This window comes from Carnobacterium sp. 1290_CSPC (assembly GCF_001053265.1).
Taxonomy (GTDB): Bacteria; Bacillota; Bacilli; order Lactobacillales; family Aerococcaceae; genus Aerococcus; species Aerococcus urinaeequi.
The window spans coordinates 78,716-100,415 of sequence record NZ_JVVG01000048.1; the positions used below are offsets into that span (position 1 = coordinate 78,716).

Below are 21,700 nucleotides of genomic sequence, written 5' to 3' on the forward strand. Positions count from 1 at the left end.
GATGTATTTCTAAACAAGTGTAAATCAAACATTAATACCATCTGACCCAGGTTTCGAAACAATCTGAGTAAGTCATTCACCGATCATACTTCCTTACAAACCATAGTCTAAACCCTGGAGTGGACTCCATAGCAAGTGATATGTCTATATTAAATCTGCAAATTTGCCAATAGAAAAATTTTGGGCGGTTTATAGCAGATAAGCTAATGATAATGGAAAAATCAAAAATTATAAAAAAAGAGACTAATGACATTTATCGTCATTAGTCCCAAAGTGATTGGTATCATAAGTATACCGTTTTAAATTTTATTCTTCGCCCATATCTAAGATGGCTAAGAAGGCTTCTTGCGGTACTTCGACTGAACCTATAGCCTTCATACGTTTCTTACCTTCTTTTTGTTTCTTCAATAGTTTTTGACGACGGGTAACGTCACCACCATACAACTTAGCCGTAACGTCTTTACGTAAGGCTTTAATATTTGTACGGGCAATAATTTTATGGCCAATCGCTGCTTGAATTGGTACCTCAAATTGTTGTCTTGGGATAACGTCTTTCAACTTGCTAACTAAAGTACGACCGCGGCTTTCAGCGAAATCTCTATGTACAATAATTGACAAGGCATCGACAACGTCACCGTTTAATAAGACATCTAATTTCACTAAGTTAGATTTTTGGTAGCCACCTAATTCATAATCTAAAGAAGCGTAACCTTTAGTATTTGATTTCAATTGGTCAAAGAAGTCAAATACAATCTCAGATAATGGCAATTCATATTTAACATCAACACGAATATCATCCAAATAGTCCATAGTGATAAAATTTCCACGTTTACGTTGGGCTAATTCCATTACGGCACCAACATATTCTTGCGGAACCATGATATTAGCTTTTACAATAGGTTCTTCAATAGATTCAACATAAGTTGGATCTGGCATTTCAGATGGGTTAGCAACTTCAACCATTGTACCGTCTGTTTTATACACATGGTAAATTACCGATGGTGTTGTCGCAATCAAGTCAATATTGAATTCACGTTCAATACGCTCTTGGATAACGTCCATATGTAACATACCTAAGAAACCACAGCGGTAACCAAAACCTAAAGCTTGAGAAGATTCCGCTTCGAATTCTAATGAAGCATCATTTAATTGTAATTTTTCCAAGGCTTCACGCAAGTCAACATAGTCTGAAGAATCCACTGGATATAAACCACAATAGACCATTGGGTTCATTTGTTTATATTCAGCTAATGGTTCGGTTGCAGGATTTGTCGCTAAAGTGACCGTATCCCCAACTCGTGTATCTTGGATAGTCTTAATAGATGCTGTGATATAACCTACATCCCCGGCCATCAAGTAGTCACGCGGAATTGGTTTTGGTGACAAGATCCCAACTTCAGTGACATCAAACGTTTTCCCATTTGACATGATTTGAATTCGGTCACCATTACGGATAACACCATTTTCCACCCGGACACTCAAAACAACCCCACGGTAGGCATCGTATACAGAGTCAAAAATCAAAGCTTGAACAGGTGCCTCAATTTCACCAGTTGGTGCAGGTACTTTCTCAACGATTTGTTCTAATAACTCATCGATACCGATGTTAGCTTTAGCTGAAGCCAATACAGCATCGGAAGCGTCTAAACCAATCACGTCTTCGATTTCTTGTTTCACTTTTTCTGGATCAGCTGCTGGTAAGTCAATCTTATTGATTACTGGTACAATTTCTAAATCATTTTCAACAGCTAGGTATACGTTAGCAAGTGTTTGGGCTTCGATCCCTTGTGCTGCATCCACAACTAATACGGCCCCTTCACAGGCTGCCAAAGAACGTGAAACTTCGTATGAAAAGTCTACGTGTCCTGGTGTATCAATTAAATGGAAAATATAAGTTTCCCCATCGTTCGCTTTATATTCTAACTCGATGGCATTCAACTTAATCGTGATACCACGTTCTTGTTCAAGATCCATAGAATCTAACATTTGGTCATGCATCTCGCGATCAGAAACCGTCCCTGTATTTTGTAGGATGCGGTCCGCTAAAGTAGATTTACCATGATCAATGTGCGCGATGATGGAAAAATTTCTGATTTTTTCTTGTCTGTCTTTCATTTCTTGGATATTCATTTTCCATCCCCCTCTTATGTTCAGCAATTATCATTATAGCAAAATTACCCTACCACCACAACATTTTGCCCACTTTAAGATCAACAAGTCCATCTGTAGTAATAGGCAAATGCTAAATTGAATGTGTCAGCTATTTTTCAAATTAAAATCAGTTCAAAAGTATGGCATCCTAGCCTCAATAAAGATTCCGTATCAATTAATATAGTGACTGAATTCAAATCCATGGAATTGGAAGACACTAATGCAATGGTTCTTGATGCCTTTGGCGAATATCTAGAAAAAGTGAAGGGATTGGAACCAAAAAGTGTCCGCAAACACCAAGATAGAGTAAATACTTTCATACAGACATATTTGCGATAGTATGTCTTAACTACACCTGTTGATGCGACAGATAAATTTGATATTGTCGAGGAGTGTTGAGTAATTTTATCGTTACAAAATATATCGCAAGTTCTAAGGCGGCTTTTTCTTCTTATAAAACAACCCAGAAACACTACTATACCTTCTTAAATTATGTTGATGAAATTTCGATGACCAATTGAAAGTAGTCAAGAAAACAATCGCGATTAGCGGCGACATCTGCTATGAACTAGGCAATATGGGGTTCTCTTTCTTGTTTTAAGCCTCAAAATTAAGCCCTCCTAACCGAATAACGCAAAAATAGTAGCACCAGTCATGTCGACTAGTGCTACTATTTTTCATTTATTAAGAAAATGCGTCTTTCAATTTATCAAAGAATCCTCTATCTTCTTCACTCACTTCGTCATTTGAAGCTTTAGCGAAGGCTCTCAATGAAGCTTTTTGTTCTTCATTCAGATTCTTAGGTGTAACCACCTTAACAACCACTGTTTGGTCACCGTTTGAATTACCATTTAATTTAGGTGCACCCTTTCCGCGTAGACGGAATTTCGTACCTGTTTGTGTACCAGCTGGCACTTTCATCGATACTTTACCGTGAACAGTTGGGACTTCAATTTCAGCACCTAAAGCCGCTTGGGCGAAGTTAATTGGTAAGACATAGCGGATTTCTGCCCCTTCACGTTCGAAGATTTCAGAAGGTTTCACACGGAAAACGACATACAAGCTTCCTGCTGGTCCATTATTTTTACCAGCATTCCCTTGGCCGTTAAGACGCATGCTTTGGCCATCTTCAACACCGGCTGGTACGCTTACTTTCACTTTATGTGTTTCAGTTTCACGTCCAGCACCGTGGCAGTGGTGGCAAGCTTGGTCGAATACTTTCCCTTTACCTGAACATTCATGACATACAGATTGAGAAACCACACGACCTAATGGTGTTTGTTGGTAAACTTTTTCAACACCGGAACCAGAACATGTTGGACAGGTATGGACCGCTGTACCTGGTTCAGCACCAGATCCTTCACATACTGTACAGTCTACTTCACGACGGTAAGAAATAGTTTCTTCAGTTCCGAAAATAGCTTCTTCAAATTCTAGGTCCATGTTGTATTGTAAGTCATCACCTTGTTGCGGTGCGTTAGGGTTAGCCGTACGGCCGCCTCCACCGAAGCCACCACCGAAACCGCTGAAGCCACCGCCTCCGCCACCAAAGAATTGCTCAAAGATGTCTTCAAAGCCAGAGCCGCCGTAAGATTGGTAACTACCACCACCAAATCCGCCGCCTCCACCGAAGCCACCGTCAGTAGCTGCGTGACCGTATTGGTCATAGGCTGCACGTTTTTGCTCATCACTTAAGACTTCGTATGCATCAGAAATTTCTTTAAATTTGTCTTCCGCATCCGCTTCTTTGTTGATATCTGGATGATATTTTTTTGATAATTTTCGATAGGCTTTCTTTATTTCATCCTTACTTGCGGTCTTTGACACGCCAAGGACTTCATAGTAGTCTCTTTTTTCAGCCACACTGTACTCCCCCTTGAATCATGCGTTATGCAGTCCATCATAACATAAGAAACCCCGCCCTCATAGAAGACAGGGTTTGAAACTTATGGATTATTTATCGTCGTTAACTTCCTCGAAGTCAGCGTCTACATCGCCATCATTGTCTGAAGAGTCGTCTGCGCCTTCTTGACCTTCAGCTTCTTGCGCTGCTTGTTCGTACAATTTAACAGTTAAAGCTTGAATTTTTTCATTTAATTCATCTTTTTTAGCTGTCATTGCTTCAACATCGTCAGCTTCTTGCGCTGCTTTCAATTCATCTTTAAGCGCGTTAGCTTCGTCAAGTTCAGCTTGATCAACTTTACCTTCTAACTCACCAGTTGTTTTTTCAACTTGGAAGATTAATTGGTCAACTTCGTTTTTAAGATCTGCTGCTTCTTTACGTTTTTTATCTTCTTCAGCATTCGCTTCAGCATCTTTCATCATACGATCGATTTCGTCGTCTGATAAACCTGAGTTAGATTGGATGGTAATTTGTTGCTCTTTACCAGTACCTTTGTCAGTCGCTTTAACATTTACGATACCGTTTTTGTCGATATCAAATGTTACTTCGATTTGAGGTACACCACGTGGTGCTGCAGGAATATCTGTTAATTGGAAACGACCTAATGTCTTGTTATCTGCAGCCATTGGACGTTCACCTTGTAATACGTGTACATCTACAGCAGGTTGGTTATCAGCAGCTGTTGAGAATACTTGTGATTTAGATGTTGGGATTGTTGTGTTACGGTCGATTAATTTAGTGAACACGCCACCCATTGTTTCGATACCTAATGATAATGGTGTTACATCAAGTAATACGACGTCTGTAACGTCACCTGAGATAACCCCACCTTGGATTGCAGCACCCATAGCTACTACTTCATCAGGGTTAACTGAACGGTTAGGCTCTTTACCAGTTTCAGCTTTAACCATGTCGATAACAGCCGGGATACGAGTAGAACCACCAACTAAGATAACTTGGTCAATATCTGATTTAGATAAACCTGCATCAGATAAGGCGTTTTTAACTGGTTGTTTTGTACGTTGTACTAAGTCGTAAGTTAATTCGTCAAATTTCGCGCGAGATAAAGTAACTTCCAAGTGAAGTGGACCTTCAGCACCCGCCGTAATGAATGGTAATGAAATTTGTGTTGACGTTACACCAGATAAGTCTTTTTTCGCTTTTTCAGCAGCATCTTTTAGACGTTGCATAGCCATTTTGTCAGAAGAAAGGTCAATACCGTTTTCTGATTTAAATTCAGCGATTAAGTGGTTTACGATGGCGTTATCAAAGTCGTCCCCACCTAAGTTGTTGTCACCAGAAGTAGATAATACTTCAAAGACACCGTCACCTAATTCAAGGATAGAAACGTCGAAAGTACCACCACCAAGGTCAAATACTAAGACTTTTTCGTCTGCGTCAACTTTGTCTAAACCGTAAGCTAATGCGGCTGCTGTTGGTTCGTTAACGATACGGTCAACTTCTAAACCAGCGATTTTACCAGCATCTTTAGTTGCTTGACGTTGTGCATCGTTGAAGTAAGCAGGAACAGTAATTACTGCGTTTGTTACTTTTTCTCCTAAGTAGTCTTCAGCGTAACCTTTTAAGTATTGTAAGATCATTGCTGAAACTTCTTGTGGCGTATATTTTTTATCTTCAATTTCTACAGTGTAGTTGTCTTCACCCATGTGACGTTTGATTGAAGCAATCGCGTTAGGGTTTGTTACCATTGAACGTTTTGCTACTTCACCAACTTGGCGCTCGCCATTTTTGAATGAAACAACTGAAGGTGTTGTACGGTTACCTTCTGGGTTAGCGATAATTTTAGGTTCGCCACCTTCTAATACAGCGACTGCAGAGTTAGTAGTACCTAAGTCAATTCCGATAATTTTTGCCATAATAAAACACGTCTCCTTTTTTAATTAATCTATCAATTTAAATGAATTTATCTGTGGTTAAAATCTATGTTAAATGAATTATTGTGCAATAGAAACCATTGCAGGTCTTAGTACACGATCTTTTAATACATACCCTTTTTGGAAAACAGCCACCACTTCTTCAGCTTGCTGGCCATCTTCAGCCGGCACCGCACTTACAGATTGGTGGAAGTTTGGATCGAAGAGTTCACCTTTAGGGTCAATCACTTCAACGCCTTCCTCTGCTAGAGCTTGTAATAAGCTTGCATGTACCATTTCGATACCCTTCACTAATTGCTGAGATGACTCATCATCTTTAGCTAATTCTAAAGCGCGTTCCAAGTTATCGATAGCTGGTAAAATACCCTTAGCTAAATTCTGTGACCGATACTTTGAAGCAGATTCACGTTCAGATTGGTTACGACGATGCATGTTTTGAATTTCAGCAGATAGACGCATAATTTGGTCATCTTTAGCCGCTAATTCAGCTTGAAGAGAAGCTAATTCGCTATCTTCTTCATTTACTATTTCAACTTGCTCGTCTTGAACGTCAGTTTCATTGATTTCTTCATCAACATTTAAATCTTGTTGATTGTCGTCCATTTTTGTCAATTGATAGACCTCCTAAGATTTATAATAATTGTCCAGGTATCTAGCCATTTCTTTTGAAATACTTTGGAAAAGCTGCGCCATACGAATGTAGGACATACTTTCCTGACCAAGTACCGCAAAAGTAATTAACTTACCTGATTTTACAGTACCCATGCTAGTAGACATTAAACTCATATTCTCCAGTGTCGGATCTTTAAGTTCTTTACCCACTCTCACTTGGATACCTTGGTCTGTGATATTAATCAGTGAAGCAATCACTGATCGGTCTTCTAGTAATTGACTTAATTGTGCAATACTAGTCCCATTAGCTGAATCAGCTAATGAAGAAAATAAATAATTTTGACCATTTACCCTCATGCCATCACTATTGAATTGATTCATAAACCGGTGTATCAAATGACTACTATCTTCATCGGACCGATTCATTTGCTCAATATCTTTTAAATAGTGTGTTTGCAGCCTTTCAATCACCGTTGCAAGCTCAAGGCCCACAAGTTCTTGATTCATAATCTCTGCAATACCCTCAATCAATCGCGGTGTAACCACCTCATTGAATGTCACAATTTGATTGCGAATGACACCTTTATCTGTCACCAATATGACCATTGCTTGGTCAGCGGTTAAAGACAATACTTGAAAATTGGCCAATCGTTGCCTTGCAATATCTGGCCCCATCGAAATAACGACGCTTTCTGAAAGCGAGGCTAAAGTCGCAGCCGTTTTTCGAATCACTTGACTCAAATCGTTATAAGGATCGTGGAATATCTCTCTAAGTAAAGCATCTTCCTCTTCCTCAAGCTCTAAATCAATCAATCCACCATAATATGGCATGATGTGATTAATATAGTAACGATAACCCGCCTCAGCTGGCACTCGTCCAGATGATGAATGGGTTTTAGAAATCAATGATAAATCTTCAAGTCTGGCTAATTCATTACGTATTGTAGCTGAACTTGCGTTTATTTCTTGATGTTGAGATAAAGTTTTCGAACCGACTGGTAATTGGTATTTTGAATAATGGTCAATTACCGCCTGTAAAATTAAACTTTGTCGTTTTGTTAACATCTTATCACCTCATTAGCACTTAACAACTCTGACTGCTAACATGTTTATAATATAGCACCTATCATTTCTTTTGTCAATAATAGTCAAACTTTTTTTGACTTTTTTTGACATTTAAACCTTCCTTTAAAATTTGGGCTTTTGACGCTTGCAGGAAAAGCCATTTCAATCCCTTTTACAATAGAGAAAAGGACAACAAACTATTTGTAATAGTCCGTTGCCCTTTCGACTTGTATATTTTATCGATACGCTTATTTGTTGTCACGTAACCAGTTAGTCGCTGATGTTGCTAAGGTAGCAGATCCAACAATTAATGCTTCTTCGTTGAATTGTACTAATGGGTGGTGAACAGGGTATACTTCACCATTGTCATCTGGTAATGGACAACCAATGAAGAAGTATGTTGATTCTGGCAATTTGCTAGCAATGTGTGCATAGTCTTCTGAAGCTAAGTATGGTGGTACGTTCACCACGTCATATTTATCCGCTAAAGCTTCTTTAGCAGAGGCCATCACTTGTTCAGACATTTCTTTAGAGTTGGTTAATGACGGACAGTCAGCCATTACCTCATATTCAGTTTCAGCACGGAATGCTTTACCAATATGTTCAACAATTTCTGGTAAACGTTTTGAAACGTGGTCTGCTGATTCTGGGAATAATGAACGAGAAGTACCTTCTAAGACAACTGTATCAGGGATCACGTTGATAGCACCACCTGGCGCATTAATGTAACCCATAGATAAAGAAGCACCTTTGTTAGATGGTAATTCACGAGCTAAAATACCGTTCGCCCCATTAATAATTTGGCTAGCCACAAATACTGGGTCGATACCGTTGTTTGGCATTGCACCATGAGCACCCACACCTTTAATAGTGATACGGAAGTTTAAAGCAGATGCTAAAGCTTCTTTTTGGTGGATCTCAACGTCCACTTTGTCTCCATTTGGCCACATATGTAAAGCCATACCAGCATCTGGTGCGGGGTTTTCTAAAATACCTTCTTCAACCATGACACGTCCACCGTTTAAAGTTTCTTCTGCTGGTTGGAATAAGAATTTGATTTGACCTTCTAATTGGTTTTCGTTTTCTTTCAACATTTTTAAAACCATTAGTAAAATAGTGGTGTGCATGTCATGACCACATAAGTGTCCATTTTCATTTTTAGATGTACATGCTGATTGAGATTTTTCGGTAATTGCTAATGCATCCATGTCTGCACGTAACAATAAAGTTTTACCCTTAGCAGAATCACCCAATGTACCTGTAATTCCGTATGTATCACCTACGTTTTCGTATGCAATTCCAAACTCATCAAGTTTTGATTTCACAAGTTTAGTTGTTTTTGGTAATTCAAAACCAACTTCAGGGTTTTCGTGTAAATGACGACGAACCTTTACTGCATCATCAAAAATTTCTTTAGCACGATCCAAATATGCCATTTTGACATTCCTCCAATAGTTTTTATTTCCTATTCCATTCTACTACTATTCTAAAAATTGTCTAATCGAATCTATAAAAACGCTCAACTAAAAACCTTTTATATCAACGTTCCCCATTTTCTTGATTATACTTGCACGCTTTTTGTCAAAAAAAACGCCACAGACAAGTCCCTAGCGCTCATTTCAAAGTCATATTTCACGTATTTTACAAAAATACTATTTATGCAAACTTTCTAAATAACTTTCAGCATCAACCACATCTTGATCCATTTGTTTAATCAACCCTTCAATGCCATCAAATTTAAGTTCAGGTCTCAAGTATTTATGCCAATAAACCGTTACGTATTCACCGTAGATTTCCCCTTTAAAATCTAAAAGATGGATTTCTACTGTACGCTTGCGGTTTTCCCCGAAGGTAATATTAGTCCCAATTGAAGCAACACCTGGGTAGAATTGCCCATTCAACAACATCTCAACCACGTAGACACCCTCAACTGGAATCAATGATTCTGCTGCAACCATTAAATTAGCTGTTGGATACCCTAGCTCACGGCCGCGTTTCTCTCCATGAACAACGATCCCGTCAATTGAATAGATATAGCCCAATTGTTGGTTAGCTTTGTCAATTTGACCAGTATTCAAGTCATGGCGAATTTCAGTTGACCCCACCTTGCTGGTATCTTCCGATAATTTATTCACTTCAATAATGTTAAACCGACCAGCTGCATGGCTAGCTAAGGTCCGCATGTTGGCGATGTCCTTTTTGCCGTAGGTATAGTCAAAGCCCGCTACAACCGATTTGGCATGCAAGCCTACCATATATTGGTCCACAAATTCTTGCGGTTTCAAAGCGGAGAATGATGACGTTAACTGGGTAACATAAAGATAGTCCACACCAATCTGAGTCATTAACCGCTCTTTTTCGACTAGAGTGGTTAAATAAGTCACTTCTTCAGGGTGTATTTGTTGATACATGATGCGTGGCGCCATATTAAAAGTCATCACAGCTAGTGGTAATTGCAAACGGTCAGCCTCATCACGAGCAGCTTGAATAACCGCCTGGTGGCCTCTATGGACCCCATCAAAAAAACCCAAAGCTAGGACAACATCGCCCGCATAGATCGTTGATTGTTCAAAGGGATGGTGTAAATTTATCGTTTTCATTCAGTATCGTCCAATCTTTAAAACATTTTACTTGGTTTTATTTTACCATCTTTACTTGGATGGACATCATAAAGCGCCTTTAACTTGTCGTCGATATAAGCCGTCACCGGTAATTGGTCTCTTAAATCAGCAGGTAACGTCGCTAATTCTAGGACCGACCCATTTTCCACCAATTTCACTAAGTGGCTATCCTCAGTCGGAACCTGCCAAACTGGATATGCTGATAAGGTCGATTCAACTGGTACCAACCAATTATAATCCTCAGCTTCAACAGCCTCTGCCAATTGTGATAGGGTCAGACAATCTTCCCTTGAAAAAGGGGTTGATCCTTCCCGAGTTAGGCTAGTCATCGTCGCTGGCACCCCTAGCTTTCGCCCTAAGTCACTGGCTAAAGTGCGGACATAGGTCCCCTTGCCACATACCACTTCAAAAGCAAAAACTTGCTTGTTGTCCTCAAAACGAGATGGTCCCATTAACTTGAATTCGTGGACAAATACCGGGTGTTCAGGTCGTTCAACTTCAAGGCCTTCACGGGCATACTCATACAGGCGTTTCCCTTTGACTTTAATCGCCGAATACATGGGTGGAATCTGAACGATATGACCTGTTAATTCTTGCATGAATGCTTGAATGTAGTCATCTTCAAAAGGATTCGCTAAAGATTCTTCAGCAACCACTTCACCGTCCAGGTCTTCAGTAGTCGTCGCAAACCCTAAGGTGATTTCTCCAGTATAGACTTTGGTTTTGTCCATCAACAATTCAACCAATTTAGTCCCCTTACCTAAACAAATCGGTAAAACCCCGTCAACATTCGGGTCTAAGGTCCCTGTATGGCCGACTTTCTTCATTTTTAAAATCTTTCTTACTTTAAATACACAGTCGTGACTAGTCATGCCACGTTCTTTCCATAAAGGCAAAATGCCATCCATAAACTCACCTCATATCTAGCATATTGTAACATATGACCCACTAAAAAACTGATTCAAATTGTGGCGAATCATTATTTGAACCTGAAAAATCCTAGTCCAAAAATAAGGCGATCTTAAAAAAGACCTCGTCAACCAGTAGTTGGCTACGAAAGTAAACACCTATTGCTAGTTAGCTTGACTATCCACTTGTCATTTTCATATAAAAAAAGAGGTGATAACAGAATCACCCCTCAAATTGCTTATAGTCATGTTAACGTATAAATGAGAAGACATGGTTCCAGCTAGCTGGGTTTAAGAAATTGAAGGCTGATTGGTCAGACGATATGCTGTATCCAATTAAACCACCGATAATGAATAGAAGGAAGCCAACAATCAATAACAGTAGTCCCCAAAATACAATTTTCTTCCATGGTTCATTAATATATTGATGATAATATTTCATTTCGTCACGACCATTCTAATCTAGTAAACTAGCAAGCTCTGCGTCTGTTTTACCATCCACATCCACGCGAAGTACATTTGCGCCTAAGGCTTGTAATTTCTTGTCGAATGAGTGGTAACCACGGTCTAAGTATTTCAATTCAGACACTTTGGTCATCCCTTCAGCCTTCAAACCAGCCAAAATTAAGGCTGCTGCTGAACGTAAATCAGAAGCAGCTACTGCTGCCCCTTGCAACTTAGCAGGACCGTTCATAATAGCTGTATTGCCGTTAATATTAAAGTTAGCGTTCATTCTACGCAATTCTTCCAAGTGCATAAAGCGATTTTCAAAAACAGTTTCTTCCATTTCTGAAGTACCTTCTGCTAAAACTTGGGCAACTGTAAATGGTGATTGAATATCAGTCGGGAAACCAGGATATGGCAAAGTTCTTGCTTTTGTTTGATGCAAAACGGTAGAACCTTGCACACGGACACCAGACACGTCTTCAGTAATTGTCGCACCTAATTCTTTTAATTTAGAAATCAATGGTTGGTTGTGTTCTGAAATCGCGTCTTCAATGTAGACATCACCTTCAGTAATGGCTGCAGCTACCATAAATGTTCCTGCTTCAATACGGTCAGGGATGACAGAATGTTCAGTTCCTTCAAGGCTTTCAACCCCACGGATTTTAATGGTATCTGTGCCGGCACCTTGAACGCGACCACCCATTTTATTGATAAAGTTGGCTAAATCAACGATTTCAGGTTCGCGAGCAACGTTCTCAATGATTGTTGTCCCTTCAGCTAATGCAGCAGCCATCATAATATTTTGTGTTGCCCCAACACTTGGGAAGTCTAAATAAATGTTGGCACCCACTAATTTATCAGCGCTTGCTTCAACATAACCTGCTGTAGTTGTTACTTTGGCACCTAAAGCTTCAAATCCTTTGACATGTAAGTCAATTGGACGCGAACCAATAGCGCAACCACCTGGCATAGCAAATTTAGCGTGACCATAACGAGACAATAATGGCCCCATTACAACGATTGAAGCACGCATCTTGCTGACAAGTTCAAATGGTGCTTCAGTCGTTAGATCACCAGAAGCGTCCACGATAATTTCATTGTTTTCTTCATCGAAATCAACTTGCGCATTCAAGTTACGCAATACATCGTTCATTACATATACATCTGATAGTAATGATGCATTGGTAATGCGACTTTTCCCTTGGTCTGCTAATAAAGTGGCTGCTAATAAAGGTAAAACAGCGTTTTTTGCACCATCAACCCTTACATGCCCATTTAACTTACGGCCACCCTTAACAATCATGTTTTCCGTCATTTTTATTATCACCTATCTAATATTAATTTATTTGTTTCAAATTTCTATGCTTGGTTTTGTATATCAAGAGTAGCATATACATGTAATTGATGACAATTATAAGGTACCAAATAGACGGTCACCAGCGTCACCAAGACCTGGTAAGATGTAGCCATCTTCGTTTAACTTCTCATCTAATGCACCCGAAAAAATATCAACTTCTGGGTAAGCATCTTGTAAAGCTTTAACACCTTCTGGCGCTGCAACTAAACATACAAATTTAATGCTTTCTGCTTTAACATTGCGTTTCACTAGAGAATCAATGGCCATGATGGCAGATCCACCAGTCGCTAACATTGGGTCTACTACGATTACTTCACGCTCTTCAATGTCTTGAGGCATTTTGAAGAAGTATTCTTGTGGTTGTAAAGTTTCTTCGTCACGGAACATACCAATGTGACCTACTTTTGCTGCAGGCATCAATAATAGCATGCCATCAACCATTCCTAAACCAGCACGTAAAATTGGGGCAATCGCTAATTTTTTACCAGCAATAACTTTTTGGGTTGTTTTAACTAAAGGTGTTTCAATTTCAACTTCTTCCATTGATAAATCACGCGTTACCTCGTAACCAAGAAACATTGTAATTTCATTTACCAATTCACGGAAACCTTTAGTGCCTAAATCTTTATCACGTAACATAGCCATCTTGTGTTGTACTAAAGGGTGATCAATTACAACTAATTTACTCATGAATATTTACCTCACTTTTAAATTTTATGCAGCCAATTAATTTTGCTCAAACTCTAGATATTATATAGGACTTGAAAGTCTAGCGCAAGTAAGCTAGGCCTTCAAGTCCTATAAATGAGATTATTTTAATGGAATTGCTTCAGTTAAGGCTTTAACAGATGCACGAACATCAGCACGAACAGCTTCATCTTGAGGATTTCTGATGATTGTAGCAATCAATCGAGCCACTTGTTCAGACTCCGCTTCTTTAAATCCACGAGTGGTGATGGCAGGCGTACCAATACGGATACCGCTTGTCTTAAATGGACTTAAAGTTTCGTTTGGAATAGTATTTTTATTTACAGTAATACCAACTTCATCTAAGGCTGTTTCGATTTCAGCACCTGTCACGTCAAAACCGATAACTTTTAGTAATAACAAGTGATTGTCTGTTCCACCAGATACCATTGGAATGCCTTCTTCATTGAAGACTTTTTCAAAGGCTTTGGCATTTTTGATAATTTGTGCTTGGTAGTCTTTAAAGTCGTCTTGTAAGGCTTCACCGAAGGCAACAGCTTTGGCAGCAATCACGTGCTCTAAAGGGCCACCTTGAATGCCAGGGAAAATAGCAGAGTTTAATTTCTTACCGTAATCTGCGTTCGCAGTTAGGATTAAACCACCGCGAGGGCCACGTAAAGTTTTATGCGTTGTAGAAGTCACAACGTCTGCATAAGGAATTGGATTTGGATGTAGACCCGCTGCAACTAAACCAGCAATGTGAGCCATATCAACCATAAAGTATGCACCAACTGCTTTAGCAGTTTCAGCAATTTTTTCAAAATCAATCGTGCGCGCATAAGCTGAAGCACCGGCAACGATTAATTTAGGTTGGTGTTCTTTGGCTAGGCGGTCGATTTCAGCATAATCAATATATTCTTCATCATTTGTGACATTGTAAGCAATAAAGTTATATTTCTTACCAGAGAAATTTACTTTTGACCCATGAGTCAAATGCCCACCATCAGTTAAGTTCATCCCTAAAACTAAATCACCTGGCTCTAAGAAAGCGTCATATACGGCCATGTTGGCTTGTGAGCCTGAATGTGGTTGTACATTTGCGTATGCTGCACCAAATAATTCTTTAGCGCGGTCGATCGCCAATGTTTCAATCTTATCCACGACTTCACAGCCTCCGTAGTAACGTTTACCCGGATACCCTTCAGCGTATTTATTGGTTGCAATTGATCCTTGCGCACGGCGTACATCCTCCGATACCCAGTTCTCGCTTGCGATCAACTCAATCCCATGTTGTTGGCGGTCCATTTCCTCATCTAATAAATCAAAAATAATGTCGTTACTCATGCATCTGCCTCCAGCTTTATTTTTTGATAATATTCCTTGGGGTCTACCTTATCCAATTTATTTATCTAGGTCTATTCTACCACGGTTGAACTCGCTTTGATCAAACGATTGCGATATGCCCCATTTTTTTCTGTATCAGGGTACAATTCTACGACAATTTGTTGAATATTTTCTTGGTCATCAAACGTTCTTAAAGCTGCGAAAAGTTGTTGTGTAGCGGTTTCTATTGTCGGTCCCAGTGATACAATCGAGGCAACTGACGTTTTGTACTTTTCAAAATTATTTTCACTAGTTGCTAATGCCACCTTGATCGATTGACTAGATAGATAAGCTAGCACATTCGCCATTTTGTCAGACGAAACGGCCATCACAGGTTGGTTAGGACTGTAGTGAACATATTTCATACCTGGTGCTTTTGGCGCCTCTTCCGCGTTATTGGCAATGGTCCCACCAATATATATCGGCATATCTGTCACCACTTCAGCTAGCATGGACTTGGTGATGTATCCAGGTCGCAAAATGATTAACCCTCTTAAATCCGTCAGGTCTAAGACCGTAGATTCAACCCCAATACGCGTTGGTTCAGCATTCACAACGCCACCAATGACCCCATCAAAGTCATGCATCACATGAGCAACTTGGGTTGGACTCGGTTTACCCGAAATATTAGCTGATGGGCCAACGATTGGAAAACCAGTTGCGCGAATTAAATCGCGGGTCGTTCCATGGTCCGGTAAGCGAATTCCTACTGTATCCATGCCACCAGTTACGACACTTGGGAAGGTATCTGGTTTAACAGGTACAACCAAGGTCAAAGGACCTGGCCAAAATTGTGCTGTTAATTTTTCAATTAAGTCATGTCTCTCCGGGTCATTGTCAATCATATAGTCAAAAATATCTTCTGGATCAGCGATATGGACAATCAAAGGATTATCGCTTGGACGGCCTTTTACTGTATAGACTGATTTAACAGCATCCACATTATTGGCGATAGCCCCTAGACCAAAGACTGTTTCAGTTGGAAAAGCCACTAATTGGCCATCCTGCAGTAAGGCTGCGCCTTCTTCAATTTCACTTGCTTGAATGAGTTTTGTCATTATTGGTTGAACTCCTTTCTTATTTCTATGGTTTTGTTAGATTGTTGTATTATATGGATTTTGGATGACTAGAATTCGGTCATTGCCCGCATAATCTTGGATAATGTTTACCTCGGCGTCCGTCATTCGCAGGCGGTCTTTAGCGCCAGCAAGCAAGGATGGCCCTTGTTGGTAACCAAATTCCCCAATAAAGTAACCCGGCTTAGCCAAATAATCATGGATTTGGTCGAATAAGCGCCAATAAATTTGATAGCCATTTTCCTTTGCAAAAAGGGCTAAATCTGGTTCATATAGGACCGTTGATTTGGACATCACATCCGTTTCATCTGAGCCGATATAAGGTGGGTTTGAAATGATTAAATCAAATTCTTGGCCAAGAACTGGTTCAAATAAATCACCAAGTTGAAAATCAATAACAAATTTTTTATCCGCAGCATTTTCACGGGCAATATTTAAGGCATCCGGTGAAATATCTGTCGCCGTGACTTGCAGGTTTGGGAACAGTTGTTTTAAGGTAATCGCAATAATCCCCGTACCAGTACCAATATCAAGTACCCTTGCATCTTGCGCGATATGTTCTTTTTTGATTAAATCGGCCACATAAGACACCAAATCTTCCGTTTCCTGTCTTGGGATTAAGGTAGCTGGTGAAACCTTGAAAGTTTCACCGTAAAACCAAGCTTTCCCGACAATATACTGCCAAGGATAGTTTTCTTTAGCCACCTTCTCAATAGCCGCTTGATAGGCTTCTTTCAGGTTAATGGGCATGATGTCCTTACGTTTAAGGGCCCAATCTGACACTGAAAAATCGGCTAAATCAAGCAAGAGATGATAAGCAATTTCAGCGTCTTGGTTATTTTCTTCTAAAAAAGAAGAGGCCCAAACCTGGACCTCTAGATACGTTTGATTAATCATTTAACTCCTCTAACTTATTGGCTTGATCGGCTAATAATAAAGCGTCAACGATTTCATCCAATTCGCCGGTCATGATACGGTCTAATTTTTGAATAGTTAAACCAATTCGGTGATCAGTCACACGATTTTGAGGATAGTTGTATGTACGGATACGTTCTGAACGGTCCCCGGTACCTACTAAGTTCTTACGTTGTGAGTCATATTCATTCTGTTGCTCTGAAGCAATTTTTTCGTATACGCGCGAACGTAAGATCATCATTGCTTTATCTTTATTTTGTTGTTGTGAACGTTGGTCTTGCATAGCCACTTGAATACCTGTTGGTTCGTGGGTTAAACGAACGGCAGAAGACGTCTTGTTAACGTGCTGACCACCGGCACCAGAGGCGCGGTAAATATCAATACGAATATCACCATCATCTAAATCGAAGTCGATATCTTCAAGTTCAGGCATGACACCCACTGTAGCAGTAGAAGTATGGACACGACCTTGAGACTCTGTATCTGGTACACGTTGTACACGGTGAGCGCCAGATTCAAATTTCAATTTAGAATATACATTGTCCCCTTGAATTTGTAGAGTGATTTCTTTGAAACCACCGATATCATTACTAGATGATTCAACAACTTCAACGCGCCAACCTTGGCTAGTTGCATAACGATTGTACATTTCATACAAGTCACCCGCAAATAATTGGGCTTCATCCCCACCCGCTGCACCACGGATTTCCATGATGATATTTTTGTCATCATTTGGATCTGAAGGAATCATTAAACGTTTAATCTCTTCTTCAAGACTGTCACGTTCTGCTTTTAATTCTTTCAATTCTTCTTTTGCTAATTCGGTCATTTCATCATCTGATGACTCTGCTAATAATTCCTCAGTATCTTCAATAGCTTGAATCACATCTTTGTAGTGACTAAATGTTTCTACTTTCGGTCTTAAATCAGCTTCTTCTTTAGAGATAGCACGGAACCGTTGATTATCATTAATCACGTCCGGGTCACTCATTAACTCAGTTACTTCCGCATAGCGGGCAATAAATGAATCTAATTGGTCTGTAAACATGCTCTCAACTCTTTTCTATTTCTTTATGTAAAACTTACAGTCTATTCTCGATATTAATCTAGGTGTGGCAAAAGTTATTTCACTTACACCTACTTGCTATTCACCATTATTGCGCTCAATATAGATTTTACCATCTTTCAATGGTGGATGGTGATAATGTTTACGACAAACTGGGTAATAGGCTTCATTTCCGCCAATTTGCACTTGCTCACCCTCATACACCGGTTTCCCGTCAGCTACACGCATGTTCATAATAGCCTTCTTGGCACAGAACCAACAGATGGTTTTCACTTCTTCAATCTTGTCAGCTAAAAGTAATAGGTATTTAGATCCTTCAAACAAGTTATTTAAGAAGTCATTTTTCAAGCCAAAGGCCATAACTGGGATATCTAATTCGTCAACAATACGTGCCAATTGGTAGATGTGGTCTTTTGATAAAAATTGGGCTTCATCAATTAACACACAATAAATTTTTTGGTCGTTCTCTCGCATATAAGTGGTTAAATCCTCATACACATCCGTCTCCGTCGCAATTGCACGTGCTAATCTTTCTTCACCCACACGACTAGACACATTCCCGACACCTGCACGGTTATCAACAGCGCTGGTATAAACCAAGACATGTTTGTTTTGTTCTTCATAGTTATGTGCTACCTTAATGATTTCAAAAGACTTACCACTATTCATTGCACCGTAACGGAAAAATAACTGAGCCATCTAAACACTCCCATACTTTTTAATATCGATTTACTCAGCTATTCATTTTACTTTTATTCCCGTCACTAGTCAATTTTATTTCCTGCTTGCAAGTCAAATTCCCGGTAAAAGTTTAAAGAAATTTTAAATGACAGGAAATTTTATAGAATTTTGCTCACCTATGGTAAAATTAGTTCATTAAGAGTTCGCCTAAGTAGCGGATAGCAAATGATTAGGGGAGTGCCAAAAATGAAATTTAAGAGTCAACTAGCAACAGTAGCTGGCCGTACAAGCCAACAATTATTAAAGAGATTTACAAGCGGTGGTACTTCTCTACCCGGTAAAATTGCACAGAAAATTGATCCTGAGATCCTAAAAGCCTTAGGTGAGAATTACCGTGTAGTCATTATTACGGGTACCAACGGTAAAACAGTGACCACTGCCCTAACTGTCAATATTTTGAAACAAAAATTTGACCATGTCATGACTAACAATTCAGGGTCAAACATGCTGCAAGGTATCACCTCATCCTTCATTGAAGACTCTGGTACAAAGTCCAAGGATAAAGTGGCTGTTCTTGAAGTGGACGAAGCATCTTTACGTCATATCACTGAACATATTAAACCAGAAGTGATTTTAACCACCAACATCTTCCGCGACCAAATGGACCGCTATGGTGAAATCTACACCACTTATGACTTTATCCTACAAGGTGCTGCAAAAGCGAAAGACGCTATTCTAATGCAAAACGGTGATGCGCCAATTTTCTCATCACGTAAAGTAGACAACAAGCAAGTTTTTTTCGGTTTCAACACAGAAGACCAGTCAAAAGACTTCCTAGCAGACAACAATACTGACGGTGTTATCTGTCCGAACTGTGAACATGTTTTACATTATCATAGCATTACCTACAGCAACCTTGGTGACTATTTCTGTCCAAACTGTGGCGTGAGTCGTCCAGAATTAACTTATCAAGTAGAAGAAATTAATGAACTAACACCGGAATCAGCTAGCTTTACAATTGATGGCTACCAATACAGTATTCCAGTTGCTGGTTTATATAATGTCTACAACGCCTTATCAGCCTATTCACTAGGCCGGTATTTTGGTGTTAGCCAAGCAGATATCGCTGAAGGATTGCAAGGGGCTAAACGTATTTTCGGGCGTCAAGAAGCCATCAACGTGGAAGGTCACGACTTACGGATTAACCTTATCAAAAACCCTGTAGGTCTAAACCAAATCATCGAATTATGTCTTTTAGAAAAAGCACCATATACCCTGATTTCAGTTTTAAATGACCGTCCCGCTGACGGCCAAGATGTATCTTGGATTTGGGATGGTAACTTTGAAAAACTAGCCGAAATGGACAATATTGAAGCTTCTTATGTGGCAGGTATTCGTGTGGCTGACTTGTCTAAACGTATGGCAGTCGCTGGCTTTAACCAAGACCAATTAATCCAGTTAGAAGATCCTAAAGCCATTATTGAAACAGTGAAAAATGCACCGACTGAAAAAGTCTATATTCTAGCGACTTATACAGCTATGCTTGCTATTAGAAAAGAATTGGCTGAATTAGGTTACGTGAAGGAGCGCATGAGTTAATGGAACAAACTTTAAAAATTGCCCATTTATATGGGAACTTAATGAATACATATGGTGATAACGGTAACTTGTTGATGTTACAACATGCAGCGAAAGCACAAAAGGTCAATGTTGAAACCCAATTAGTCTCTATCGGTGATGAATTTGACCCTAGCCAATTTGACCTTGTCTTCTTTGGTGGTGGCCAAGATTATGAACAAAAAATTGTAGCCCGTGACATCCAATCAAAAAAAGAAGCTTTAACCCAGTATATTGAAAACGACGGTGTAACAATCGGTATCTGTGGTGGATTCCAATTGCTTGGAAAGTACTACATCAATGCTGCTGGCGACCGGTTAGAAGGTATTGGTGCCTTAGACCACTACACATTAAATCAAGACAATAACCGCTTTATTGGTGATATCGTCATTGAAAATGACCGTTTTGGCCAGACTTACTACGGCTATGAAAACCATAACGGCCGGACCTTTTTAGGGGAAAATACTCAACCCTTAGGTAAAGTGGTTACTGGTTTTGGTAACAACGGTGAAGACCAAACGGAAGGTGTTATGTATAAAAATACTTTTGGTTCATACTTCCACGGCCCTTTATTAGTACGTAACGAACAATTAACCAATGAAATTGTTGGTCTAGCCATTAAAAATATGCAAGCCAGATTAGCGAAAGAAAACCAGTCAGCTTAAATTTGAAGTCCCTTTTGCTTAAAAGTAAAGGAGCTATGTTATGTGTGGTCGCTATTTATATGATAAAAATGAGCAAATTCTCGTCGATTATTACGAAGAAATTACCAGTCGCGGTGTTGATGTGACTGACTTAAGGGATGGGACGATCTTTCCTTCTAATCAGGTGGTGACGCTTGGCGCTAATCCTGACGGGGAAATCGTTTCTGGTATTACGCGTTGGGGATTTACAGGTTTCAACCCCAGTCAATTGATGATTAACGCCCGGGTTGAAACCCTCCGCGAGAAGAAGACTTTTAGAGGGCCATTTGAAGGTCAACGGATTGTTTTCCCTATGTCAGCCTTCTTTGAATTTTCTGAAGATAAGGAAGCTTATACCTTTTCGGATTCTGGTCGGGTCATTTATGCGGGTGGTTTTTACCGGATTTATCCTGACAAAAAGACTGGGCAAAAACAAGCTGAGTCTATTATCATCACTACGGAACCTGATGAAGTTGTTAGCCCCATCCACAACCGGATGCCCCTTTTGATTCCACAAGCAGATATTGCTAAATGGATTTTAGATGATGACTTTGCCTTCAATTATCAAAAGCCTACACACCAACAATTAGTACCCACAAAAGTATCGTGACATTTCAATAAGATGTACTCAAA

General features: G+C 39.7%; 19 protein-coding genes. 3 read left to right on the forward strand and 16 right to left on the reverse strand.

Annotated elements, in window-relative coordinates; all coding sequences use genetic code 11:
* Nucleotides 1-306: 306 nt before the first annotated feature.
* The 16 genes from lepA to AC973_RS03665 all read right to left on the reverse strand — a co-directional run bounded on the left by lepA (nucleotide 307) and on the right by AC973_RS03665 (nucleotide 18,785).
* Nucleotides 307-2,130 (reverse strand): translation elongation factor 4, encoded by a 1,824-nt coding sequence (gene lepA / locus AC973_RS03590; RefSeq protein WP_048727409.1) that lies wholly within the window; start codon nucleotides 2,128-2,130, stop codon nucleotides 307-309.
* A 705-nt stretch (nucleotides 2,131-2,835) separates the two neighbouring features.
* On the reverse strand, nucleotides 2,836-4,014 hold the full coding sequence (dnaJ, locus tag AC973_RS03600; RefSeq protein ID WP_048727414.1) for a molecular chaperone DnaJ: 1,179 nt from the start codon (nucleotides 4,012-4,014) through the stop codon (nucleotides 2,836-2,838).
* A 90-nt stretch (nucleotides 4,015-4,104) separates the two neighbouring features.
* Nucleotides 4,105-5,931, reverse strand: a complete 1,827-nt coding sequence (gene dnaK, locus AC973_RS03605; protein WP_048727418.1) for a molecular chaperone DnaK — start codon at nucleotides 5,929-5,931, stop codon at nucleotides 4,105-4,107.
* A gap of 78 nt (nucleotides 5,932-6,009) precedes the next feature.
* Nucleotides 6,010-6,561, reverse strand: coding sequence for a nucleotide exchange factor GrpE (gene grpE, locus AC973_RS03610; protein WP_182022994.1), 552 nt, complete (start codon nucleotides 6,559-6,561; stop codon nucleotides 6,010-6,012).
* Nucleotides 6,562-6,573: 12 nt separating this feature from the next.
* A complete protein-coding gene (gene hrcA, locus AC973_RS03615; protein ID WP_016897082.1) occupies nucleotides 6,574-7,626 on the reverse strand; it encodes a heat-inducible transcriptional repressor HrcA in 1,053 nt (350 codons plus the stop codon).
* 248 nt (nucleotides 7,627-7,874) lie between these two features.
* Nucleotides 7,875-9,062, reverse strand: a complete 1,188-nt coding sequence (locus tag AC973_RS03620; protein ID WP_048727422.1) for a M20 metallopeptidase family protein — start codon at nucleotides 9,060-9,062, stop codon at nucleotides 7,875-7,877.
* 216 nt (nucleotides 9,063-9,278) lie between these two features.
* Nucleotides 9,279-10,226 carry a riboflavin biosynthesis protein RibF gene (gene ribF, locus AC973_RS03625; RefSeq protein ID WP_048727425.1) on the reverse strand — a complete coding sequence of 316 codons (948 nt, stop codon included), beginning with the start codon at nucleotides 10,224-10,226 and terminating at the stop codon, nucleotides 9,279-9,281.
* A 17-nt stretch (nucleotides 10,227-10,243) separates the two neighbouring features.
* Nucleotides 10,244-11,155 carry a tRNA pseudouridine(55) synthase TruB gene (truB, locus tag AC973_RS03630; protein WP_048727428.1) on the reverse strand — a complete coding sequence of 304 codons (912 nt, stop codon included), beginning with the start codon at nucleotides 11,153-11,155 and terminating at the stop codon, nucleotides 10,244-10,246.
* 250 nt (nucleotides 11,156-11,405) lie between these two features.
* A complete protein-coding gene (locus AC973_RS09625) occupies nucleotides 11,406-11,597 on the reverse strand; it encodes a DNA-directed RNA polymerase subunit beta (protein ID WP_016897078.1) in 192 nt (63 codons plus the stop codon).
* Between the two features lie 15 nt (nucleotides 11,598-11,612).
* On the reverse strand, nucleotides 11,613-12,917 hold the full coding sequence (gene murA, locus AC973_RS03635; protein ID WP_026466099.1) for a UDP-N-acetylglucosamine 1-carboxyvinyltransferase: 1,305 nt from the start codon (nucleotides 12,915-12,917) through the stop codon (nucleotides 11,613-11,615).
* Nucleotides 12,918-13,013: 96 nt separating this feature from the next.
* Nucleotides 13,014-13,649: a uracil phosphoribosyltransferase gene (upp, locus tag AC973_RS03640; protein ID WP_026466100.1), complete on the reverse strand. Its 636-nt coding sequence runs from the start codon at nucleotides 13,647-13,649 to the stop codon at nucleotides 13,014-13,016.
* A 120-nt stretch (nucleotides 13,650-13,769) separates the two neighbouring features.
* A complete protein-coding gene (gene glyA / locus AC973_RS03645) occupies nucleotides 13,770-14,990 on the reverse strand; it encodes a serine hydroxymethyltransferase (protein ID WP_048727433.1) in 1,221 nt (406 codons plus the stop codon).
* A 71-nt stretch (nucleotides 14,991-15,061) separates the two neighbouring features.
* Nucleotides 15,062-16,087, reverse strand: coding sequence for an L-threonylcarbamoyladenylate synthase (locus AC973_RS03650; protein WP_048727437.1), 1,026 nt, complete (start codon nucleotides 16,085-16,087; stop codon nucleotides 15,062-15,064).
* Between the two features lie 36 nt (nucleotides 16,088-16,123).
* Nucleotides 16,124-17,002, reverse strand: coding sequence for a peptide chain release factor N(5)-glutamine methyltransferase (gene prmC / locus AC973_RS03655; RefSeq protein ID WP_048727440.1), 879 nt, complete (start codon nucleotides 17,000-17,002; stop codon nucleotides 16,124-16,126).
* Nucleotides 16,995-18,068 (reverse strand): peptide chain release factor 1, encoded by a 1,074-nt coding sequence (gene prfA / locus AC973_RS03660; protein ID WP_048727442.1) that lies wholly within the window; start codon nucleotides 18,066-18,068, stop codon nucleotides 16,995-16,997. The genes prmC and prfA overlap by 8 nt, the downstream gene beginning before the upstream one ends.
* A gap of 96 nt (nucleotides 18,069-18,164) precedes the next feature.
* Nucleotides 18,165-18,785 (reverse strand): thymidine kinase, encoded by a 621-nt coding sequence (locus AC973_RS03665; RefSeq protein ID WP_016897071.1) that lies wholly within the window; start codon nucleotides 18,783-18,785, stop codon nucleotides 18,165-18,167.
* A 228-nt stretch (nucleotides 18,786-19,013) separates the two neighbouring features.
* On the opposite strand from AC973_RS03665, the gene AC973_RS03670 reads away from it, so the two are divergent.
* The 3 genes from AC973_RS03670 to AC973_RS03680 are packed head-to-tail and all read left to right on the forward strand — an operon-like array spanning nucleotide 19,014 to nucleotide 21,677.
* Entirely contained in the window at nucleotides 19,014-20,366 is a 1,353-nt protein-coding gene (locus AC973_RS03670; RefSeq protein WP_048727445.1) for a Mur ligase family protein, read from the forward strand.
* The gene (locus tag AC973_RS03675) at nucleotides 20,366-21,049 is read left to right on the forward strand and encodes a type 1 glutamine amidotransferase (RefSeq protein ID WP_048727447.1); all 684 of its coding nucleotides are present in this window, start codon (nucleotides 20,366-20,368) and stop codon (nucleotides 21,047-21,049) included. Before AC973_RS03670 ends, AC973_RS03675 begins: the two co-directional genes overlap by 1 nt.
* A 40-nt stretch (nucleotides 21,050-21,089) precedes the next feature.
* On the forward strand, nucleotides 21,090-21,677 hold the full coding sequence (locus tag AC973_RS03680) for an SOS response-associated peptidase family protein (RefSeq protein WP_048727449.1): 588 nt from the start codon (nucleotides 21,090-21,092) through the stop codon (nucleotides 21,675-21,677).
* The last annotated feature ends 23 nt before the right edge of the window (nucleotides 21,678-21,700 follow it).